Here is a 16,625-nt window from a genome sequence, read left to right as displayed (position 1 = left end):
TTACTCAATCAGGTCAGCAATACGGAAGGCGGCAATGCGGTTGATTTGTTCCAGCGCGGTAGCGAATTCTAGCTCCGGCGTATTATCAATCCGCTGTTCAAAACCGCTGAGAATCTGGTGTTTGGTGGCGTTTTTCACTGCCATAATGAACGGAAACCCAAAGCGGGTTTGGTAGCGTGTATTCAGTTCGGTGAAACGGGCAAATTCTTCTGCCGTCAATTGCCCCAAGCCTGCACCCGCCTGTTCGCGGGTAGATTCCGCCGTCAGTTCGCCACGTAACGCCGCTTTGCCTGCAAGATCAGGATGCGCCCGAATCAACGCCAATTGCGCCGCCTGATCAGCTTGCGCCAATACGGTTTGCAGGGTTTGCAAAAGCGCATCCACATCCGCAAACGGCAAGTAAGTAAAGCTGCGTTCTGCCATCCACGGAGAATGCTCGTACACCCCGCCAAGCAGCGCCACAAATGCCGCCTGATCCAGTTGATTCAATGCACTAAGGGATGTTTTCATGGGGCTGGGTGCTCCTTGATCCAGTGTTGAGCAATGTCGATACGACGGCAGAACCACACATCCTGATGTTGCTGGGCGTATTCGACAAAACGTTGCAGGGCGCGGAAACGTCCGGGGCGACCAATCAAGCGGCAATGCAGCCCAATCGACAGCATCTTCGGCGTTTCCAGCCCTTCGGCGTACAACACATCGAACGCATCTTTGAGGTACTGCAAAAACTGTTCGCCGCTGTTAAAGCCTTGCGGGGACGCAAAGCGCATGTCGTTGGTATCCAACGTGTAAGGCACGACCAAATGATCCTTGTCACCAACCTTTGTCCAAAACGGCAAATCATCGCTGTAATCATCCGCGTCGTAGAGAAAGCCGCCTTGCTCCAGCAATAACTCGCGAGTATGTGGGCTATTGCGCCCGGTGTACCAGCCTTTGGGTTTCTCGCCGGTCATGCGCTCGATAATCGCAATGGCGCGTTGCATGTGTTCGCGTTCCAGTGCTTTATCCACGAATTGGTAGTCAATCCAACGCCAGCCGTGGCTGCAAATTTCATAGCCATTTTCCAACATTGCCTCGACAGCGCGGGGGTTGCGTTCCAAAGCCATTGCCACGCCGAAAATGGTCAGCGGAATGCCACGTTCCCGAAAATAACGAATAATGCGCCAGAAACCAGCACGGCTACCGTATTCGTAAATGGATTCCATGCTGGGGTGGCGTACCCCTTCGTAAGGTCGCGCCCCGACGATTTCAGACAGGAAGGCTTCGGAGGCAGCATCACCGTGCAGCACACAGTTTTCGCCGCCTTCTTCGTAATTCAGCACAAATTGCACCGCGATACGCGCACTGCCCGGCCAGTTGGCGTGCGGTACATGATCGGCGTAACCGACCAAATCGCGGGGATAGGCTGTTTGTTCAAGCATGGTGAATACTCATGGTTGAACCTGACGCGCCCATTGCACCAGCAACTGGCGTTCGTCTTCGGTCATGCCGGTGGTATTGCCCAACGGCATAATGCGCGATGAAACCTGCGTGGCAATTTGAGTAGCTTGGCTACGCGCTTGCGCCTCGGTTTCCAGCATCACGCCTTTGGGTGCGCTGGTAAACGCGGTGCTGGTGGGTTGTGCCGCATGGCAACTGATGCAGTGCTGTTGCAGCAAGCCTTGCACTTGATTGAACTGAATTTCGCCCGCCGCCTTTTGCGACAACGCCGGATAACTGGCAACTAACGCCGTGCCAATAAACACGACAAACGCCACCACCAACATCCAGCCCGCTTTGAAATTGCCTTGCTTGTCACGCACATTGAAATAATGGCGCACCAATACCCCAACGGCGAACAACGCAATCAGAATCAGCCAGTTCCAGTCACCGCCAAACGTCGCCGGGTAATGGTTACTGAACATGCAAAACAGCACCGGCAAGGTCAGGTAATTATTGTGCAAGGAACGTTGCCCCGCATCATTGGCAAGCTGTTTATTCTGCGGTTGCCCTGCCAAGGTCGCCTGCACCAATTGCCGCTGGGCGGGCATAATGACGAAAAACACATTGCCGCTCATCCAAGTCGCCAACATTGCGCCAACATGCAGAAATGCGCCACGCCCGCTGAATACCTGCGTCAGCACAATTGTCATGACGATAATGAATACCGCCGTCAATACCACGCTGCGGGTTTGGTTACTGCGCCCAAACGCTGAATTCCACAAACCGTGATACACCAACCAGCTACCCGCCAAGGTTGCCAGACTGATCGCAATCGCCTGCCACGCGGTCAGCGCCATGACCGCCGGATCAATCAAATAGGCTTCCGCGCCAAAATAATAAACGATGACCAGCATCACGAAACCGCTGATCCACGTCCAATACGATTCCCACTTGAACCAGTGCAGCGGTTCGGGCAGTTGACCCGGCTCGATATTGCGTTTTTCCACATTGAAAAAGCCCCCCGCATGGAGCGCCCACAATTGCCCCGACACTTTCGGGTCATCCGACGTTAGCAGATGGTTGAGCAACCAGTTGAAGTAAAACGATGCGCCGATCCACGCAATGCCGGTGATAATGTGTATCCAGCGAAATGCCAAACCTAACCATTCCAGAATAAGGGATTCCATCAGCCAAGACTCCTTAACGGCTAACTGCCGCGATAGGTGGAATAACTCCAAGGGGAGACGAGTAGCGGGACGTGATAGTGGGCGCGGGTATCGGCAATCCCGAATCGCAGGGTAATCACATCCAGAAACGGCGGGTTATCCAACGGCGTATGGCGCTGCTGGAAATAGTCAGCGGTGTGGAAGACCAACTCCCAAATGCCAGTTTGCATCTCATCCGCACGCAGCAAAGGGCTATCGCAACGCCCATCAGCATTGGTAAACGCCTGTTTCATCAGAATACGGGCAGCGTTTTCTGGGCAGGCATACAGCGCCAGTTTCACCCCCGCAGCGGGGCAACCATTGGCGGTATCCAGAACATGTGTGGTTAATCCGGTCATCTTGGTGATTCATTTCCTTGGTAGGGGTGAAACGGTTGTACGCCGCAACCGTTGAGGATTACGTGCAACAAGGTTTGGGTTGCCCGCTCGTAGTCTGCGGCTTGCAGCGGTTGACCGGGTTTGCCCAGTGCCGCACTGATCTGGCAAGCGAAATCGGCGTAATGCTGGGTGGATGACCACAGCAGGAAAATCACATGCGCCGGGTCGAGCCGATCCATCTTGCCTTGCGCCATCCATGCCTCAAATACCGCCGTCCTGCCCTTGAACCATTCCAGATAACCTGTCCTGAAATATTCCTGCAAGTAAGGTGCGCCGCTCATAATTTCGATACCAAAAATGCGCGAGGCTTGCGGGTGTGCTTGTGCCAGCCGCATTTTAGCGCGGATATAGGCTTCCAGTTCCACCGCCGGATCGCCTGCTGCATCCAAACTCACCAGCAGCTTGTCCCACATATCCAAGATGTGTGCCAACACCGCCACGTACAGCCGCAATTTGGAACCAAAGTAGTAATGGATATTGGCTTTGGGCAACCCGGCATGGTCAGCAATGCTTTGCATACTCGCGCCTTTGTAGCCGTGGCGGGCGAATTCGGCTTCGGCGGCGGCAATGATTTTGCATTCATTGTCTTTGCGAATACGCCCTGCCAGGCCGTTGGGGGTGTGTGAGTCAAGCTCAATAAACATGGAACGCTAACCTTTTTGCCAAGTCGCCATGCACCATGACGATTATGTTACGCACTAATCAAGCGCATTATTTTACAGGGAGTTGCTAGACGATAACGTAAAAACTTACCCAATCTAAGACATATCTAAGGTTATCGGGGAATATTGCACGCTCATGCAAACAGTTGGCGCGATTATTGCTTTTTCATCAAAAGCTGTCCAGTTGGTCAGGTTTTGATGAATAGCAACGAGGTGAAATTTTATGCCAAACAAAGCGTTTTTCAGCGTCGTGGTGACGTGTGGTGTGCTGGCTTCTCCAGCAGTGCTGGCGGAACAATTATGGAGCGATGCCAGCCTGACCTACATTAACGGTCAAAATTACAAAGTCGGCGATGATAAGCGTCAAGTCATGACCTTTGAACACGCCAGTGGTCATAACTGGGGCGACACTTTTTTCTTCGCCGATCATTTGCGTTCCGAAAACGGCACGAAAGAAACCTATTTTGAACTCGCCCCGCGTGTCAGCTTAAGCTACTTGACCGGCAAAGAACTGAAAAAAGGCATTGTCAAGGACGTGTATTTGGCGGGAACGGTGGAAGGTTCGCCCAGTTTTGACAACTACCTCGCTGGTGTCGGCGTGGCTTTGAATGTCCCCAAGTTCAAGTACGTCAACGTCAACCTGTACAAGGTCAATAACGAAAAAATCGCTGATGACGAGCAAGTCACTGTTACTTGGGCGTTACCTTTCAAAGTGGGCAAAGCCGAATTCCAATACGACGGTTTTATTGATGCCAGCACCGCACAAGACGACCATGCCGCCGAAACCAATTTCACCTCGCAAATCAAGTGGGATGCAGGCAAGCAATTGTTCAACACCAAAAAGCCGATTTACGTGGGGATTGAACACGCCGAATGGAAAAACAAATTCGGGATTGACGGCGTAAACGAAAGCAATCCGGCGTTCATGATCAAAGCACATTTCTAAGATGTAGCGTGTAAATTTTTCTTCGAGTCGTTGGGGGCAGAATCTTCTGCCCTCCCTTCTTAGCAGAGGACAGGGAATGAATGCAGGCGAGGTAACAGTCAAACACAGCATCACCTTCATGCTCGATGGGCAAGCGCACACCCCGCCGCCATTCGCCCCCGATACCACTTTGCTCAATTACCTACGCGAACACCTGTACCGCAAGGGAACCAAAGAAGGTTGTGCCGAAGGCGATTGCGGTGCGTGTACCGTGGTGGTCGCCGACTTGCAACACGGGCGCTTGCGTTACCGCGCTGTGAATGCCTGCATCCAGTTGCTGGCAACGCTGGACGGCAAAGCCCTGTTTACCGTGGAAAGCTTGCAACTTGGTAAACAATTGCACCCGGTACAACAAGCGATGGTCGATTGTCATGCCTCGCAATGCGGCTTTTGTACCCCCGGTTTCGTCATGTCCTTGTTTGCCCTGTACCAGAACCAGCCGAATGCCAGCCGCCTGCAAATCAGCCAAGCCCTGTCCGGCAATTTGTGCCGCTGCACCGGCTACCGTCCCATTCTGGAGGCAGGGGAACGCATGTATGAATACGCCCACGCATTTCCAAACGATGATTTTGCCGAAGCAACGCTGATCAATACTTTGACGCAATGGGCGCAACAACCCCACAGCCTGTTACTGGAACACGACGGCAAACGCTTTTGCGCCCCCACCACCTTTGGCGAACTTGCCAGCTTGCTGGAACGCTATCCCGATGCCACCTTACTGGCTGGCGCAACCGATGTAGGCTTGTGGATTACCAAACAACACCGCGATTTACCCACCTTGATTTCCCTGAACAAAGTCGCCGGGCTGGATCAAATCACCACACAAGATGGCTGGCTGGAAATCGCCGCTGCGGTATCACTGCAAGCCGCTTTTCAGGCACTCAACCAACACTACCCGCATTTGACCGAACTGCACACACGCTTTGCCTCACTACCGATTCGCAATGCGGGCACTTTGGTCGGCAATATTGCCAACGGTTCGCCCATCGGTGATGCCATTCCCGCCCTGATTGCCTTGGATGCGCGTATCCGTCTGCGTAAAGGCGCGAATACCCGCGAACTGGCGCTGGAATCCTTTTATCTGGGCTACCAACAGAAAGATTTGGCAGCAGGTGAATTGGTGGAAGCCGTACGAATTCCCTTGCCGAATGCGGCAACTGGCTTGCTGCGCTGCTACAAAATCTCCAAACGTTTTGAGCAAGACATCTCCGCCGTGTGTGCGGCCTTCCAGATTCAACTCGATGCACAACAGCACGTCACTGAAGTCCGCATTGCCTACGGTGGCATGGCAAGCATTCCCAAACGCGCCACCCACTGCGAAACCGCGTTGATCGGGCAAGCATGGGATCAAGCCAGCGTCACCCAAGCCATGAACGCGCTGGAACAAGACTTTCAACCCCTGAGCGATATGCGGGCTTCCGCTGCCTACCGCATGAGTGTGGCGAAAAACCTGTTGCTGAAATGCCTGCTGGAAACCACCTGCGAATCGCTTTCCTTATACGCAACGGGGGTAGCAGCATGAGCGTTGGCAAACCTATCAAACACGACAGCGCCGAATTGCATGTCACTGGTGCGGCACAGTACACCGATGACCTACCCGAACCCCGCAATACCCTCTACGCCGCCATTGGCATCAGCCAACAAGCCCACGCCCGCTTGCGCAGTGTCAATCTGGATACAGTTCGTCAAGCAGCGGGCGTCATCGCCGTGGTGACTGCCGCTGACATTCCCGGTGCGAATAACCTTGGCGGAGTCATGCAGGATGAGCCAATCTTCGCTACCGACACGGTGGAATACATTGGGCAAGCCATTTTCGCCGTCGCTGCCACTTCTGTCGAAGCTGCCCGCCGCGCTGCCCGTTTGGCTGTGATCGAGTATGAAACCCTGCCGCACAACCTCGACATCCAACACGCCATCGAGCAACAGCAATTCGTCTTGCCCAGCAAACACCTGCAACGCGGGCAACCCGAAACCGCCCTGCAACAAGCCCCCCACCGCCTCAGCGGGCATTTTCAGTTGGGCGGGCAGGAACATTTTTATCTGGAAGGCATGATTGCTTTCGCCTTGCCGCGTGAACACGGCGATGTGCTGATCTATAGCTCTACCCAGCACCCGCACCACGACCAAAAAACCCTCGCAGGCGTATTGGGGCTGACCGAAAAAGACATTGTGCTGGAATGCCGTCGCATGGGTGGCGCATTCGGTGGCAAGGAAAGCCAACCAGCACTGTTCGCCAGCATCGCCGCCTTGCTGGCACTGAAAACCCAACGCCCGGTGAAATTGCGGCTGGATCGGGACGATGACATTACCATCACTGGCAAACGCCATTGTTTCGACATTCACTACGAAGCGGGTTTCAATGACGCGGGGCTGCTGCAAGCGGTGAAGCTGGTGTATGCCTCCCGTTGCGGCATTTCCGCTGACCTGTCGGGGCCTGTGAATGACCGCAGCATGTTCCACGCCGACAATGCCTATTACTTGGAGCATGTGGATATTGTTTCGCACCGCTGCAAAACCAATTCGCAATCGAATACCGCGTTTCGTGGCTTTGGTGGCCCGCAAGGGATGATGGCGATTGAATACGTGTTGGACGATGTGGCGCGTTACCTGCAATGCGACCCGTTGGCGGTGCGCCGTGCCAATTTCTACGGCACAAACGGTGTGCGTAGCCAAACCCCGTATGGCATGGCGGTCGAGGACAATATTATCCAACGCATTGTCGATGAACTGGCAAGCAGTGCCGACTACCAGCAACGCCGCGCCGACATTATTGCGTTCAATCGCAGCAGTCCTTGGTTGAAGAAAGGCATGGCGCTCACCCCCGTCAAATTCGGAATTTCCTTTACCGCCACCTTCTTCAATCAGGCGGGGGCATTGCTGCACATTTACAGTGACGGTTCGGTACAGCTCAATCACGGCGGGCTGGAAATGGGGCAAGGCTTGTACACCAAAGTGGCGCAAGTGGTGGCGGAAACATTGCAAATTCCGCTCAGTCAAATCCGCTGCACCGCTACCCGTACCGATAAAGTGCCGAATGCGTCGGCAACGGCGGCCTCCTCCGGTTCGGATCTTAACGGCATGGCAGCGCAAGATGCGGCACGTACCTTGAAACAACGCCTCACCGAATTTGCCGCCAGCCACTACGGGGTGGATGCCGCCAGCATTGTGTTTCAGGACGGGCAAATCCATCTCGGCACACGCACGGTAAGTTTCGCGCAATTGGCACACGAGGCATGGTTTAACCGCGTTTCACTTTCCGCGACTGGCTTTTACCGTACCCCGAAAATCCATTACGACCCGCAAACCATGACGGGGCGACCGTTCTATTATTTTGCGTATGGTGCTGCTGTGTCTGAGGTGATTATCGACACCTTGACGGGCGAAAATCGGGTGGTGCGCGTCGATATTTTGCACGATGTCGGGCAATCGCTGAATCCGGCGTTGGATATTGGGCAAATCGAAGGTGGTTTCATTCAGGGTATGGGGTGGCTGACTACTGAGCAATTGTGGTGGGATAACAGCGGGCGTTTGCGTACTCATGCGCCATCCACGTACAAAATTCCAGTGGCAGGGGATATTCCAGCGCAGTTTAATGTGAAGCTGCTGGACAATAATGCCAATGTGGAACACACCATTTACCGTTCCAAAGCGGTGGGCGAACCGCCGCTAATGCTGGCGATGTCGGTGTTTTTTGCGCTGCGGGATGCGGTTGCCAGCGTCGGCGATTACTGTTGCCGCCCGCCATTGCAAGCACCGGCAACACCGGAAGCGATTCTGAATGCGGTGCAAGCGGTGCGTGACACCATGCAGGACAACGCATGATTCCAGCCGCCTTCATCATTGCCCGTATTACCGATACGCAAGGTTCAACACCGCGTGAAAACGGGGCTTACATGCTGATTGCCGCACAGGAATCATTGGGAAGTATTGGTGGGGGGAAGCTCGAACAACAGGTGATGGAAGAGGCGCGGGCGTTGTTGGCGGAAGCAGAGCGTGAAGAGGGCGTATGCAATACGCCCCTACAGGGGACGGTCTTCGTAGGGGCGTATTGCATACGCCCTCTTCAACTTCAACGCGAATTCACCCTAGGCACGACGCTTGGTCAATGCTGCGGCGGGCGCGTCCACATCAACTACGAATACTGCACTGACCCTAAGCAATGGCAACACCCCGATGCCATCAACGCCAACCAGTTCCCGATTGTGCTATTCGGCGCGGGGCATGTCGGGCAAGCACTCGCCACTGTGCTGGCAACACAACCCTGCCGTTTGTATTGGGTGGATAGCCGGGAAGCACAATTCCCCGCCGAATTGCCCGCCAATGCCAAAGCCTATATCGCCCCCAACCCTGCCAGCTTGATCGAAGCCTTACCAGACAACGCCTACCTGCTGGTGATGACCCACGATCACGCGCTGGATTTGGCAATTTGTGATGCCGCCTTGCGCCACAACCGTTTCCGCTTTCTGGGGCTGATCGGTTCGCAAACCAAGCTCGGCAAATTCCGCAAGCACTTGCTGGATAAAGGGTATAGCCATACAACGCTGGAACGCCTCGTTTGCCCCATCGGTATTGCGCAAATCCGCAGTAAACAGCCTGCCCACATTGCCCTTGCCGTCGCCGCGCAATTGCTGGCACTTCACCTACAGGAGAACCCGCTATGACAGCACCCCGCCTCGAATTGCGCGGTATCAGCAAGTATTACCTCTCGGTGATTGCCAACGAAGCCATCAACCTCACCGTGATGCCCGGTGAAATTCATGCGCTATTGGGTGAAAACGGCGCAGGCAAAAGCACCCTGATGAAAGCAGTTTACGGCGTGGTCAAACCCGATAAGGGCGACATGTTCTGGAACGGCGAGCCAGTCAATATCCACAGCCCCGCGCAAGCCCGTAAGCTGGGCATTGGCATGGTATTCCAGCATTTTTCGCTGTTTGACACCCTCAGTGTTACCCAAAACATTGCACTGGCAATGGATGCCAAGCAAAACCTGAAAGCACTGGCGCAACAAATCGAAGCAGTATCCGAGAGTTACGGTTTGCCCCTCAACCCGCACCGCTTGGTACACGACCTGTCCGTCGGTGAACGCCAGCGGGTAGAAATCGTGCGCTGCCTATTGCAAAACCCGCAATTGCTGATCATGGACGAACCCACCTCCGTGCTGACCCCGCAAGCGGTGCGCAAACTGTTTGAAACGCTGCGACGGTTGTCGGATGAAGGATGCAGCATCCTCTACATCAGCCACAAGCTCGAAGAAATCCGCGAACTTTGCCACAAAGCCACCGTATTACGCATGGGGCGCGTCAGCGGTGAAGCCGACCCGCGTCGGGAAACCGCCAAAAGCCTTGCTGAAATGATGGTCGGCAGAGAACTGCCCGTGTGTGAACACGCCCCCGCCCGCACCGACGGTGCAGAACGCTTGGTGGTCAAACAACTGTCGCGGGTTTCAGAAGATCCGTTTGGCACCGATTTGCACGACATCAACCTGAGCGTGCGAGCCGGGGAAATTTTCGGTATTGCGGGCGTTTCCGGCAATGGTCAGCAGGAATTGCTGTACGCCCTCAGCGGTGAAAAACCGTCCCCACACGCCAACGATATTCTCATCAAGGGTCAGCCCGCCGGACGCTTAAACCCCGCGCAACGCCGCAAGCTGGGGCTGCGTTTCGTACCGGAAGAACGGCTGGGGCGTGGTGCGGTTCCCGCCATGTCGCTGGCTTACAATGCCTTGCTCACCGGGCATGAAGACGGCATGTCGAACACGGGCATGATTAGCCACAAACGGATGCGGGATTTTTCACGCCATTGCATTGATCGCTTCAGTGTCAAATGCTCAGGCGACCATGCCGAAGCCAAGAGCTTGTCGGGTGGCAATGTGCAGAAATACATCGTTGGGCGTGAATTGCTGCTCAAACCGGAGGTGCTGATTATTGCGCAACCGACATGGGGCGTGGACGTGGGCGCTGCCAGCTTTATCCGCCAAACGCTGGTGAATTTGCGCAAGGATGGCGTGGCGATTCTGGTGGTATCCGAAGAGCTGGATGAATTGTTTGAAATTTGCGACCGCATTGCGGTGATTCACGATGGCAACTTGTCACCGGCCATGAATGCCCGCAGCACCACGCTGGAAGACATCGGCATCCTGATGGGCGGTGGCAGTTTGATTGCACACACGGAGGATACTGATCATGCTGTTTAAACTGCAACCCCGCCCGCAACCATCCCAGCGCATGGTCTGGCTGTCGCCGTTGCTGGCGATTGCGCTGATGTTGTTAGTCGGCATGGTCATTTTCACCTTGCTGGGGCAAAGCCCGATCAAGGCATTTCATGCGTTTTTCATCGAACCTATCAATGATATGTACGGCTTGGGCGAATTGCTGATTAAGGCATCGCCGCTGGCATTGATAGCCTTGGGCTTGTCGGTCGGTTTCCGCGCCAATGTGTGGAATATCGGCGCGGAAGGGCAATTGACCATCGGCGCGATTGCCGCTGGTGGCGTAGCCTTGTGGTTTTACGAAACTGAAAGCCTGTGGGTTTTACCGCTCATGCTCATGGCGGGTGCACTCGGTGGAATGCTGTGGGCGGCGATTCCAGCGTTACTGCGTACCCGTTTTCATACCAGCGAAATTCTGGTGAGTTTGATGTTGGTGTATGTCGCCCAATTGTTGCTGAGTTGGTTGGTGCATGGGCCTTGGCGCGACCCGGATGGCTTTGGTTTTCCGCAATCCCGGCAGTTTACTGAATCAGCGATTCTGCCGATTATGTTGGAAGGCACGCGCACCCATGCGGGCATTTGGCTAACGCTGATTGCGCTGGTGATGGTGTTTGTGTTCATGCGCTGGAGCGTGGTGGCGTTTCAAATGCGGGTAGCGGGGCTTGCGCCTAGGGCGGCGGATTATGCTGGGTTCAATGCCAAACGCACGATCTGGATCGGTTTGCTCACGGGCGGGGCGGCGGCTGGTATTGCGGGGATGAATGAAATCGCAGGGCCTATCGGGCAATTGAGTATGCCGCTGTCACCGGGCTATGGCTTTGCCGCGATCATTGTAGCGTTTGTAGGGCGCTTGCATCCGATTGGTATTTTGCTGGCCAGCCTGTTAATGGCGCTGCTGTATCTGGGCGGTGAATCGGCACAAATGCAATTGGCGCTGCCCGCTGCGGTGAGTGGTGTGTTTCAGGGCTTGCTGCTGTTCTTTTTGCTGGCAACCGATGTGTTAATCCATTTTCGCCTGACACCGACGTGGGGGAGCAAAGCATGAATGCCGATACCGTTATTCTGATTCTGGTGGCGACGATTACCGCCGGTGTGCCGCTGATTTTTGCCGCATTGGGCGAGCTGGTGGTGGAAAAATCCGGTGTTCTGAATTTGGGCGTGGAAGGCATGATGATTGTCGGCGCAATCAGCGGTTTCATGGTGGCTGCCGAATCCGGGCAATTGTGGCTGGGGGTGTTGGCGGGTGCTGGGGCGGGTATGTTGATGGCGCTGATTTTCGCGTTCATCACCCTGACTTTGATGGCAAATCAGGTGGCAACTGGGTTGGCTTTGACGATTTTCGGCATCGGTTTGAGTGCGTATATGGGGCAGGCATACAGCAGTGTGGCGTTGGAAGGCATCAAATCCCTGCATATTTCGCTGCTGAGTGACTTGCCGGTGCTGGGTCAATTGCTGTTTAGCTATGACCCACTGGTGTATCTGGCGTTGCTGCTGTTTCCGCTGTTGGTGTGGTTTTTGTATCACAGTCGGGGCGGGTTGATTGTGCGGGCGATTGGTGAATCGCCGACTTCAGCACACGCGCTGGGTTATCCGGTGATTCGCATTCGTTATCTGGCGGTGCTGTTTGGCGGGGCAATGGCGGGGATTGGCGGTGCGTATTTGTCACTGGCATATACCCCGTTGTGGTCGGAAGGCATGACTGCCGGGCGCGGTTGGATTGCGCTGGCACTGGTGGTGTTTGCCACTTGGCGACCGGGGCGGGTGCTGTTGGGCGCGTTCCTGTTTGGCGGCGTGACCATTGCCCAGTTTCACGTGCAGGGGCTGGGGGTGGATATTCCCTCGCAGTTTCTGTCGATGTTGCCGTATCTGGCAACGATTGCGGTGTTGGTGCTGATTTCACGCAATGCCAAGACTATTCGCCTGAATGCCCCCGCGTCATTGGGGCAGGCTTTCCATCGTGAAGTTCATTAACGTACAAGGAGATTGATGATGACAAACCCGTTCACTACGCAACGCAACCCACGGCTGAAAACTTTGCTGGGGTCGTTACTGGTTGCCAGTTCGCTGCTGTTGGGCACGGCACAGGCTGAAGACAAGCTCAAAGTCGGTTTCATTTACGTCAGCCCGATTGGGGATGCTGGCTGGACATACCAGCATGACACCGGGCGCAAAGCATTGGAGGAAAAGTTCGGCGACAAAATCGAAGTCAAGGTATTGGATACTATCCCAGAAGGTGCAGAAGCGGAACGTGTTACCCGTGAACTGGCGAGTAGCGGTTACAAGATGATTTTCGGCACATCGTTTGGGTACATGAACCCGATGCTCAAAGTTGCCAAGACATTCCCGGATACGCATTTTGAACACGCGACAGGTTACAAAACGACCGATAATCTGGGCAATTACAATGCGCGTTTTTACGAAGGGCGTTATTTGGCGGGCATGATTGCGGGGTCAATGACCAAGGATAACAAGCTGGGTTATGTGGCGGCGTTCCCTATCCCCGAAGTATTGCAGGGGATTAATGCCTACATGCTGGGGGCGCAGAGTGTCAATCCGAAAATCGAGATGAATGTGGTGTGGGTGAATTCGTGGTTCGATCCGGGTCGGGAGCGTGAAGCGGCGGATACCCTGATTGACCAAGGCGCGGACGTGATTACGCACCATACCGATTCCACCGCTGCGGTGATTGCGGCACAGGAAAAGAAGAAATACGCCATCGCCTACCATTCCGATATGTCCAAATACGGCAAGGATGCGCATTTGACGGCTGTTACCCATCACTGGGGTGACTATTACATCAAGCAAGTGCAAAGCCAATTGGATGGTACGTGGAAACCGGGCAGCATCTGGGGCGGTATCAAGGATGGCATGGTGGATTTAGCGCCGATGAGCGATGCGGTTCCTGCTGATGTCAAAACCAAGGTGGAAGCCGCTAAAGGCAAGATCAAGGATGGCAGTTTGCACCCATTTGCGGGGCCAGTTGTTGATCAGGACGGCAAGGAAATCGTTGCTGCTGGCGGCAATATGTCGGATGAAGCTATGTCGAAAATGGATTTCTATGTGAAAGGGATTACGGGCAAATTGCCGAAGTAAGAAGACCCCTCACCCTAACCCTCTCCCTCAAGGGGAGAGGGGATAAGAGAGCAACTACCATGACTCAAGTAAAAGCGTTTCGGGCTGCTATCGTTCACTTGCTGGATGAGCCGGGGTATGAATTGAACCCTGTGCCTGCTGCCGTTGAGTATTTTGCGGACGGGATTCTGTTGGTGGAAAATGGTTATGTGCGTGCGGTAGGGGCTGCCAACGCGTTACTGCCACACTTGCCGGAAGGCTGCGAATTACTGGAATTCCCCGATCATTTGATCATTCCCGGCATGATCGACACCCACATTCACTACCCGCAAACCGACATGATTGCGTCTTATGGCGAGCAATTGTTGGAATGGCTGGAAACTTATACTTTTCCCACCGAACGTCAATTTTCTGACCCGCACCATGCTCGCGAAGTGGCTGATTTCTTTCTGGGGGAATTGCTGCGTAATGGTACGACGACGGCGTGCGTATTCGGCACGGTGCATCCCGAATCGGTGGACGCTTTCTTTGCCGCTGCCGAAACCCGTAACCTGCGCATGATTGCTGGTAAGGTGATGATGGATCGCAATTGCCCGGATTATCTGCAAGATACCCCGGAAAGTGCGTATCAGGACAGCAAGGCATTGATTGAAAAGTGGCACGGGCGCGGGCGTTTGTCTTACGCGGTGACACCGCGTTTTGCCCCGACCTCGACACCTGAGCAACTCAGCAAGGCGGGGCAATTGTTGCAGGAATTTCCTGATGTTTACCTGCATACGCATGTTGCGGAAAACCGGGCGGAAGTGGCATGGGTGCAGGAACTGTTTCCCGACAGCCGCAGCTATTTGGATGTGTATCACCAGCATGGTTTGTTGAAACCGCGTTCCGTGATGGCGCATTGCATTTATCTGGATGAAGCGGACAAGCAGTGCATGGCGGAAACGGGCGCGGCAGTGGCGTTTTGCCCCACGTCTAACCTGTTTATCGGCAGCGGTTTGTTTGATGTGATGGATACTAAGGCGCATGGAATCCGGGTCGGCATGGGCACGGATGTGGGCGGCGGCAGCAGTTTCAGCTTGCTGCAAACCGCTAACGAAGCCTACAAAGTTACCCAATTGCGTGGCAACAAGCTGTCAGCATTCCAAATGCTGTATCTGGCAACACTGGGCGGGGCAAAGGCGCTGTATCTGGATGACAAGATTGGCAATTTCGCCCCCGGTAAAGAGGCGGATTTTGTGTTGCTGAACCCCAAGGCAACGCCGTTGCTGGAACGGCGTTTGCGGCATTGTCAGGATATTGCGGAATTGCTATTTGTGCTGATGATGTTGGGGGATGATCGGGTGGTTAGCAAAACATGGATTATGGGGGAGGAGGCATCCATAGGCTATACTGCGTCAAAATAGCTTGGAGATGACCGATGAACCTCACCCACCTCATGCAGCGCATTCGTTTGGGCGAAGATTCCACGCTGGAACTCAAACAGATTCATATTAAAGACGCTGGTAAAAATCTTGAGCCGCATCCTGATGGTTTATCGGATGAATTGGCGGCAATGGGGAACGCCAATGGTGGCTTGATGGTGTTTGGGGTCGACGATAAAACCCGTGCTGTCACGGGGATTCCTGCCGAACATCTGGATCGAGTGGAAACATGGCTAACTGCCATTTGCACGGATCGTATTAAGCCACCGCTAGAAGTTGTCACCCACCACATCGAACTACCGGATACACAAGGGCAGTTACAAGCCGTGATCGTGGTGGAAGTGCCGCGCAGTTTGTGGGTACATCAAAGTGCGAATGGCTATTTCAAACGCATTGGTCACGCCAAACGTGAAATGCAACCGGATATGTTGGCGCGTTTATTTCAGCAACGCAGTCAGGCGCGGATTGTGCGATTTGAGGAACAAGTCGTCCCTAAAGCTAGTTTCGATGATCTTGACGCATTGTTATTACGCCGTTTTCTCAAGCCCGACCAAGGTGATGTGATTACCCAATTGGCACGGCTGCATTTGATTGACAATCGTGAGAGTGAAGTCCTGCCCACCATTGCGGGGGTCTTGCTCTGTACGTTAGATCCAACCAAATGGTTACGTAATGCTGAAATTCTTGCCGTCGCCCATAGCGGCTTGCGGAATGATCCGAATGAGCAACTGGATGCGCAGGAGATTCGGGGGCCATTGGATAGGCAAATACTGGATGCTTTCCACTTTGTGCGTCGTAACATGACCACGGCGGCACGTAAACCTTTGGGGCGTGTGGATTACCCGCAATACCATTTGGGCGCAGTGTTTGAGGCGATTGTGAACGCTGTCGCACATCGGGATTATTCCCTGCACGCGCAACGTATCCGCTTGTTTATGTTCGCGGACAGGCTGGAAATCCATTCACCGGGCGCATTGCCTAACACCTTGTCTTTGGAGTCGATGAGCCGTTTGTCTGTGCCGCGTAACGAAATTCTCGCCAGCCTGTTTTCGCGTTATTACCCGGTTGATGAAGTCGGTTTGGGCAAAAGCTACCTGATGGATAGGCGCGGTTTCGGCGTGGAAATGCTGTTGCGGGAAAGTGAGAGATTGTCTGGTAAATTGCCGAAATACGAGTCGATCAGTGATCTGGAACTGTGCCTAACCATTTATGCACAAGCGTTGCCGACTGCCGAAACATCATGAAGTGAAGA

The 16,625-nt window shown here is 54.3% G+C and carries 15 protein-coding genes; 10 read left to right on the top strand and 5 right to left on the bottom strand.

Features of this window, described 5'->3' with window-relative positions; translation table 11 throughout:
- From uraD to L3K52_04175, 5 genes are read right to left on the bottom strand one after another with little or no spacing between them, the layout of a single operon-like run.
- Entirely contained in the window at window positions 1–510 is a 510-nt protein-coding gene (gene uraD / locus L3K52_04195) for a 2-oxo-4-hydroxy-4-carboxy-5-ureidoimidazoline decarboxylase (GenBank protein ID UOG92937.1), read from the bottom strand.
- Window positions 507–1,421 carry an allantoinase PuuE gene (puuE, locus tag L3K52_04190; GenBank protein ID UOG92936.1) on the bottom strand — a complete coding sequence of 305 codons (915 nt, stop codon included), beginning with the start codon at window positions 1,419–1,421 and terminating at the stop codon, window positions 507–509. The genes uraD and puuE overlap by 4 nt, the downstream gene beginning before the upstream one ends.
- A gap of 9 nt (window positions 1,422–1,430) precedes the next feature.
- Entirely contained in the window at window positions 1,431–2,609 is a 1,179-nt protein-coding gene (locus tag L3K52_04185) for a urate hydroxylase PuuD (GenBank protein UOG92935.1), read from the bottom strand.
- A 20-nt stretch (window positions 2,610–2,629) separates the two neighbouring features.
- A complete protein-coding gene (gene uraH, locus L3K52_04180; protein ID UOG92934.1) occupies window positions 2,630–2,986 on the bottom strand; it encodes a hydroxyisourate hydrolase in 357 nt (118 codons plus the stop codon).
- A complete protein-coding gene (locus tag L3K52_04175; GenBank protein ID UOG92933.1) occupies window positions 2,983–3,669 on the bottom strand; it encodes a TetR/AcrR family transcriptional regulator in 687 nt (228 codons plus the stop codon). The genes uraH and L3K52_04175 overlap by 4 nt, the downstream gene beginning before the upstream one ends.
- Before the next feature lie 241 nt (window positions 3,670–3,910).
- On the opposite strand from L3K52_04175, the gene L3K52_04170 reads away from it, so the two are divergent.
- The 10 genes from L3K52_04170 (at window position 3,911) to L3K52_04125 (ending at window position 16,617) form a co-directional block, all read left to right on the top strand.
- Complete coding sequence (locus tag L3K52_04170; GenBank protein ID UOG92932.1) at window positions 3,911–4,633, top strand: DUF5020 family protein; 723 nt, start codon at window positions 3,911–3,913, stop codon at window positions 4,631–4,633.
- 76 nt (window positions 4,634–4,709) lie between these two features.
- The gene (xdhA, locus tag L3K52_04165; GenBank protein ID UOG92931.1) at window positions 4,710–6,194 is read left to right on the top strand and encodes a xanthine dehydrogenase small subunit; all 1,485 of its coding nucleotides are present in this window, start codon (window positions 4,710–4,712) and stop codon (window positions 6,192–6,194) included.
- Window positions 6,191–8,494 carry a xanthine dehydrogenase molybdopterin binding subunit gene (gene xdhB / locus L3K52_04160; GenBank protein ID UOG92930.1) on the top strand — a complete coding sequence of 768 codons (2,304 nt, stop codon included), beginning with the start codon at window positions 6,191–6,193 and terminating at the stop codon, window positions 8,492–8,494. The genes xdhA and xdhB overlap by 4 nt, the downstream gene beginning before the upstream one ends.
- The gene (gene xdhC, locus L3K52_04155) at window positions 8,491–9,333 is read left to right on the top strand and encodes a xanthine dehydrogenase accessory protein XdhC (protein ID UOG92929.1); all 843 of its coding nucleotides are present in this window, start codon (window positions 8,491–8,493) and stop codon (window positions 9,331–9,333) included. Before xdhB ends, xdhC begins: the two co-directional genes overlap by 4 nt.
- The gene (locus L3K52_04150; protein UOG92928.1) at window positions 9,330–10,865 is read left to right on the top strand and encodes an ABC transporter ATP-binding protein; all 1,536 of its coding nucleotides are present in this window, start codon (window positions 9,330–9,332) and stop codon (window positions 10,863–10,865) included. Before xdhC ends, L3K52_04150 begins: the two co-directional genes overlap by 4 nt.
- Window positions 10,855–11,925 (top strand): ABC transporter permease, encoded by a 1,071-nt coding sequence (locus L3K52_04145; protein ID UOG92927.1) that lies wholly within the window; start codon window positions 10,855–10,857, stop codon window positions 11,923–11,925. The genes L3K52_04150 and L3K52_04145 overlap by 11 nt, the downstream gene beginning before the upstream one ends.
- Window positions 11,922–12,851 carry an ABC transporter permease gene (locus tag L3K52_04140; protein ID UOG92926.1) on the top strand — a complete coding sequence of 310 codons (930 nt, stop codon included), beginning with the start codon at window positions 11,922–11,924 and terminating at the stop codon, window positions 12,849–12,851. The genes L3K52_04145 and L3K52_04140 overlap by 4 nt, the downstream gene beginning before the upstream one ends.
- 15 nt (window positions 12,852–12,866) lie before the next feature.
- Window positions 12,867–13,973 carry a BMP family ABC transporter substrate-binding protein gene (locus L3K52_04135; GenBank protein ID UOG92925.1) on the top strand — a complete coding sequence of 369 codons (1,107 nt, stop codon included), beginning with the start codon at window positions 12,867–12,869 and terminating at the stop codon, window positions 13,971–13,973.
- A gap of 59 nt (window positions 13,974–14,032) precedes the next feature.
- Window positions 14,033–15,355 (top strand): guanine deaminase, encoded by a 1,323-nt coding sequence (guaD, locus tag L3K52_04130; protein ID UOG92924.1) that lies wholly within the window; start codon window positions 14,033–14,035, stop codon window positions 15,353–15,355.
- Window positions 15,356–15,369: 14 nt separating this feature from the next.
- A complete protein-coding gene (locus L3K52_04125) occupies window positions 15,370–16,617 on the top strand; it encodes a putative DNA binding domain-containing protein (GenBank protein ID UOG92923.1) in 1,248 nt (415 codons plus the stop codon).
- Window positions 16,618–16,625 lie beyond the last annotated feature (8 nt).

Origin of the sequence: Candidatus Thiothrix sulfatifontis (assembly GCA_022828425.1) — a bacterium.
Taxonomy (GTDB): Bacteria; Pseudomonadota; Gammaproteobacteria; order Thiotrichales; family Thiotrichaceae; genus Thiothrix; species Thiothrix sulfatifontis.
This window is presented reverse-complemented; position numbering and strand designations above follow the sequence as displayed.

Coding starts and splice junctions, on each gene's coding strand:
- uraH (UOG92934.1), bottom strand. CDS start 2,986: ATGACCGGATTAACCACACATGTTCTGGATACCGCCAATGGTTGCCCC.
- L3K52_04175 (UOG92933.1), bottom strand. CDS start 3,669: ATGTTTATTGAGCTTGACTCACACACCCCCAACGGCCTGGCAGGGCGT.
- L3K52_04170 (UOG92932.1), top strand. CDS start 3,911: ATGCCAAACAAAGCGTTTTTCAGCGTCGTGGTGACGTGTGGTGTGCTG.
- L3K52_04185 (UOG92935.1), bottom strand. CDS start 2,609: ATGGAATCCCTTATTCTGGAATGGTTAGGTTTGGCATTTCGCTGGATA.
- uraD (UOG92937.1), bottom strand. CDS start 510: ATGAAAACATCCCTTAGTGCATTGAATCAACTGGATCAGGCGGCATTT.
- L3K52_04125 (UOG92923.1), top strand. CDS start 15,370: ATGAACCTCACCCACCTCATGCAGCGCATTCGTTTGGGCGAAGATTCC.
- L3K52_04145 (UOG92927.1), top strand. CDS start 10,855: ATGCTGTTTAAACTGCAACCCCGCCCGCAACCATCCCAGCGCATGGTC.
- puuE (UOG92936.1), bottom strand. CDS start 1,421: ATGCTTGAACAAACAGCCTATCCCCGCGATTTGGTCGGTTACGCCGAT.
- L3K52_04135 (UOG92925.1), top strand. CDS start 12,867: ATGATGACAAACCCGTTCACTACGCAACGCAACCCACGGCTGAAAACT.
- xdhB (UOG92930.1), top strand. CDS start 6,191: ATGAGCGTTGGCAAACCTATCAAACACGACAGCGCCGAATTGCATGTC.
- L3K52_04140 (UOG92926.1), top strand. CDS start 11,922: ATGAATGCCGATACCGTTATTCTGATTCTGGTGGCGACGATTACCGCC.
- guaD (UOG92924.1), top strand. CDS start 14,033: ATGACTCAAGTAAAAGCGTTTCGGGCTGCTATCGTTCACTTGCTGGAT.
- xdhC (UOG92929.1), top strand. CDS start 8,491: ATGATTCCAGCCGCCTTCATCATTGCCCGTATTACCGATACGCAAGGT.
- xdhA (UOG92931.1), top strand. CDS start 4,710: ATGAATGCAGGCGAGGTAACAGTCAAACACAGCATCACCTTCATGCTC.
- L3K52_04150 (UOG92928.1), top strand. CDS start 9,330: ATGACAGCACCCCGCCTCGAATTGCGCGGTATCAGCAAGTATTACCTC.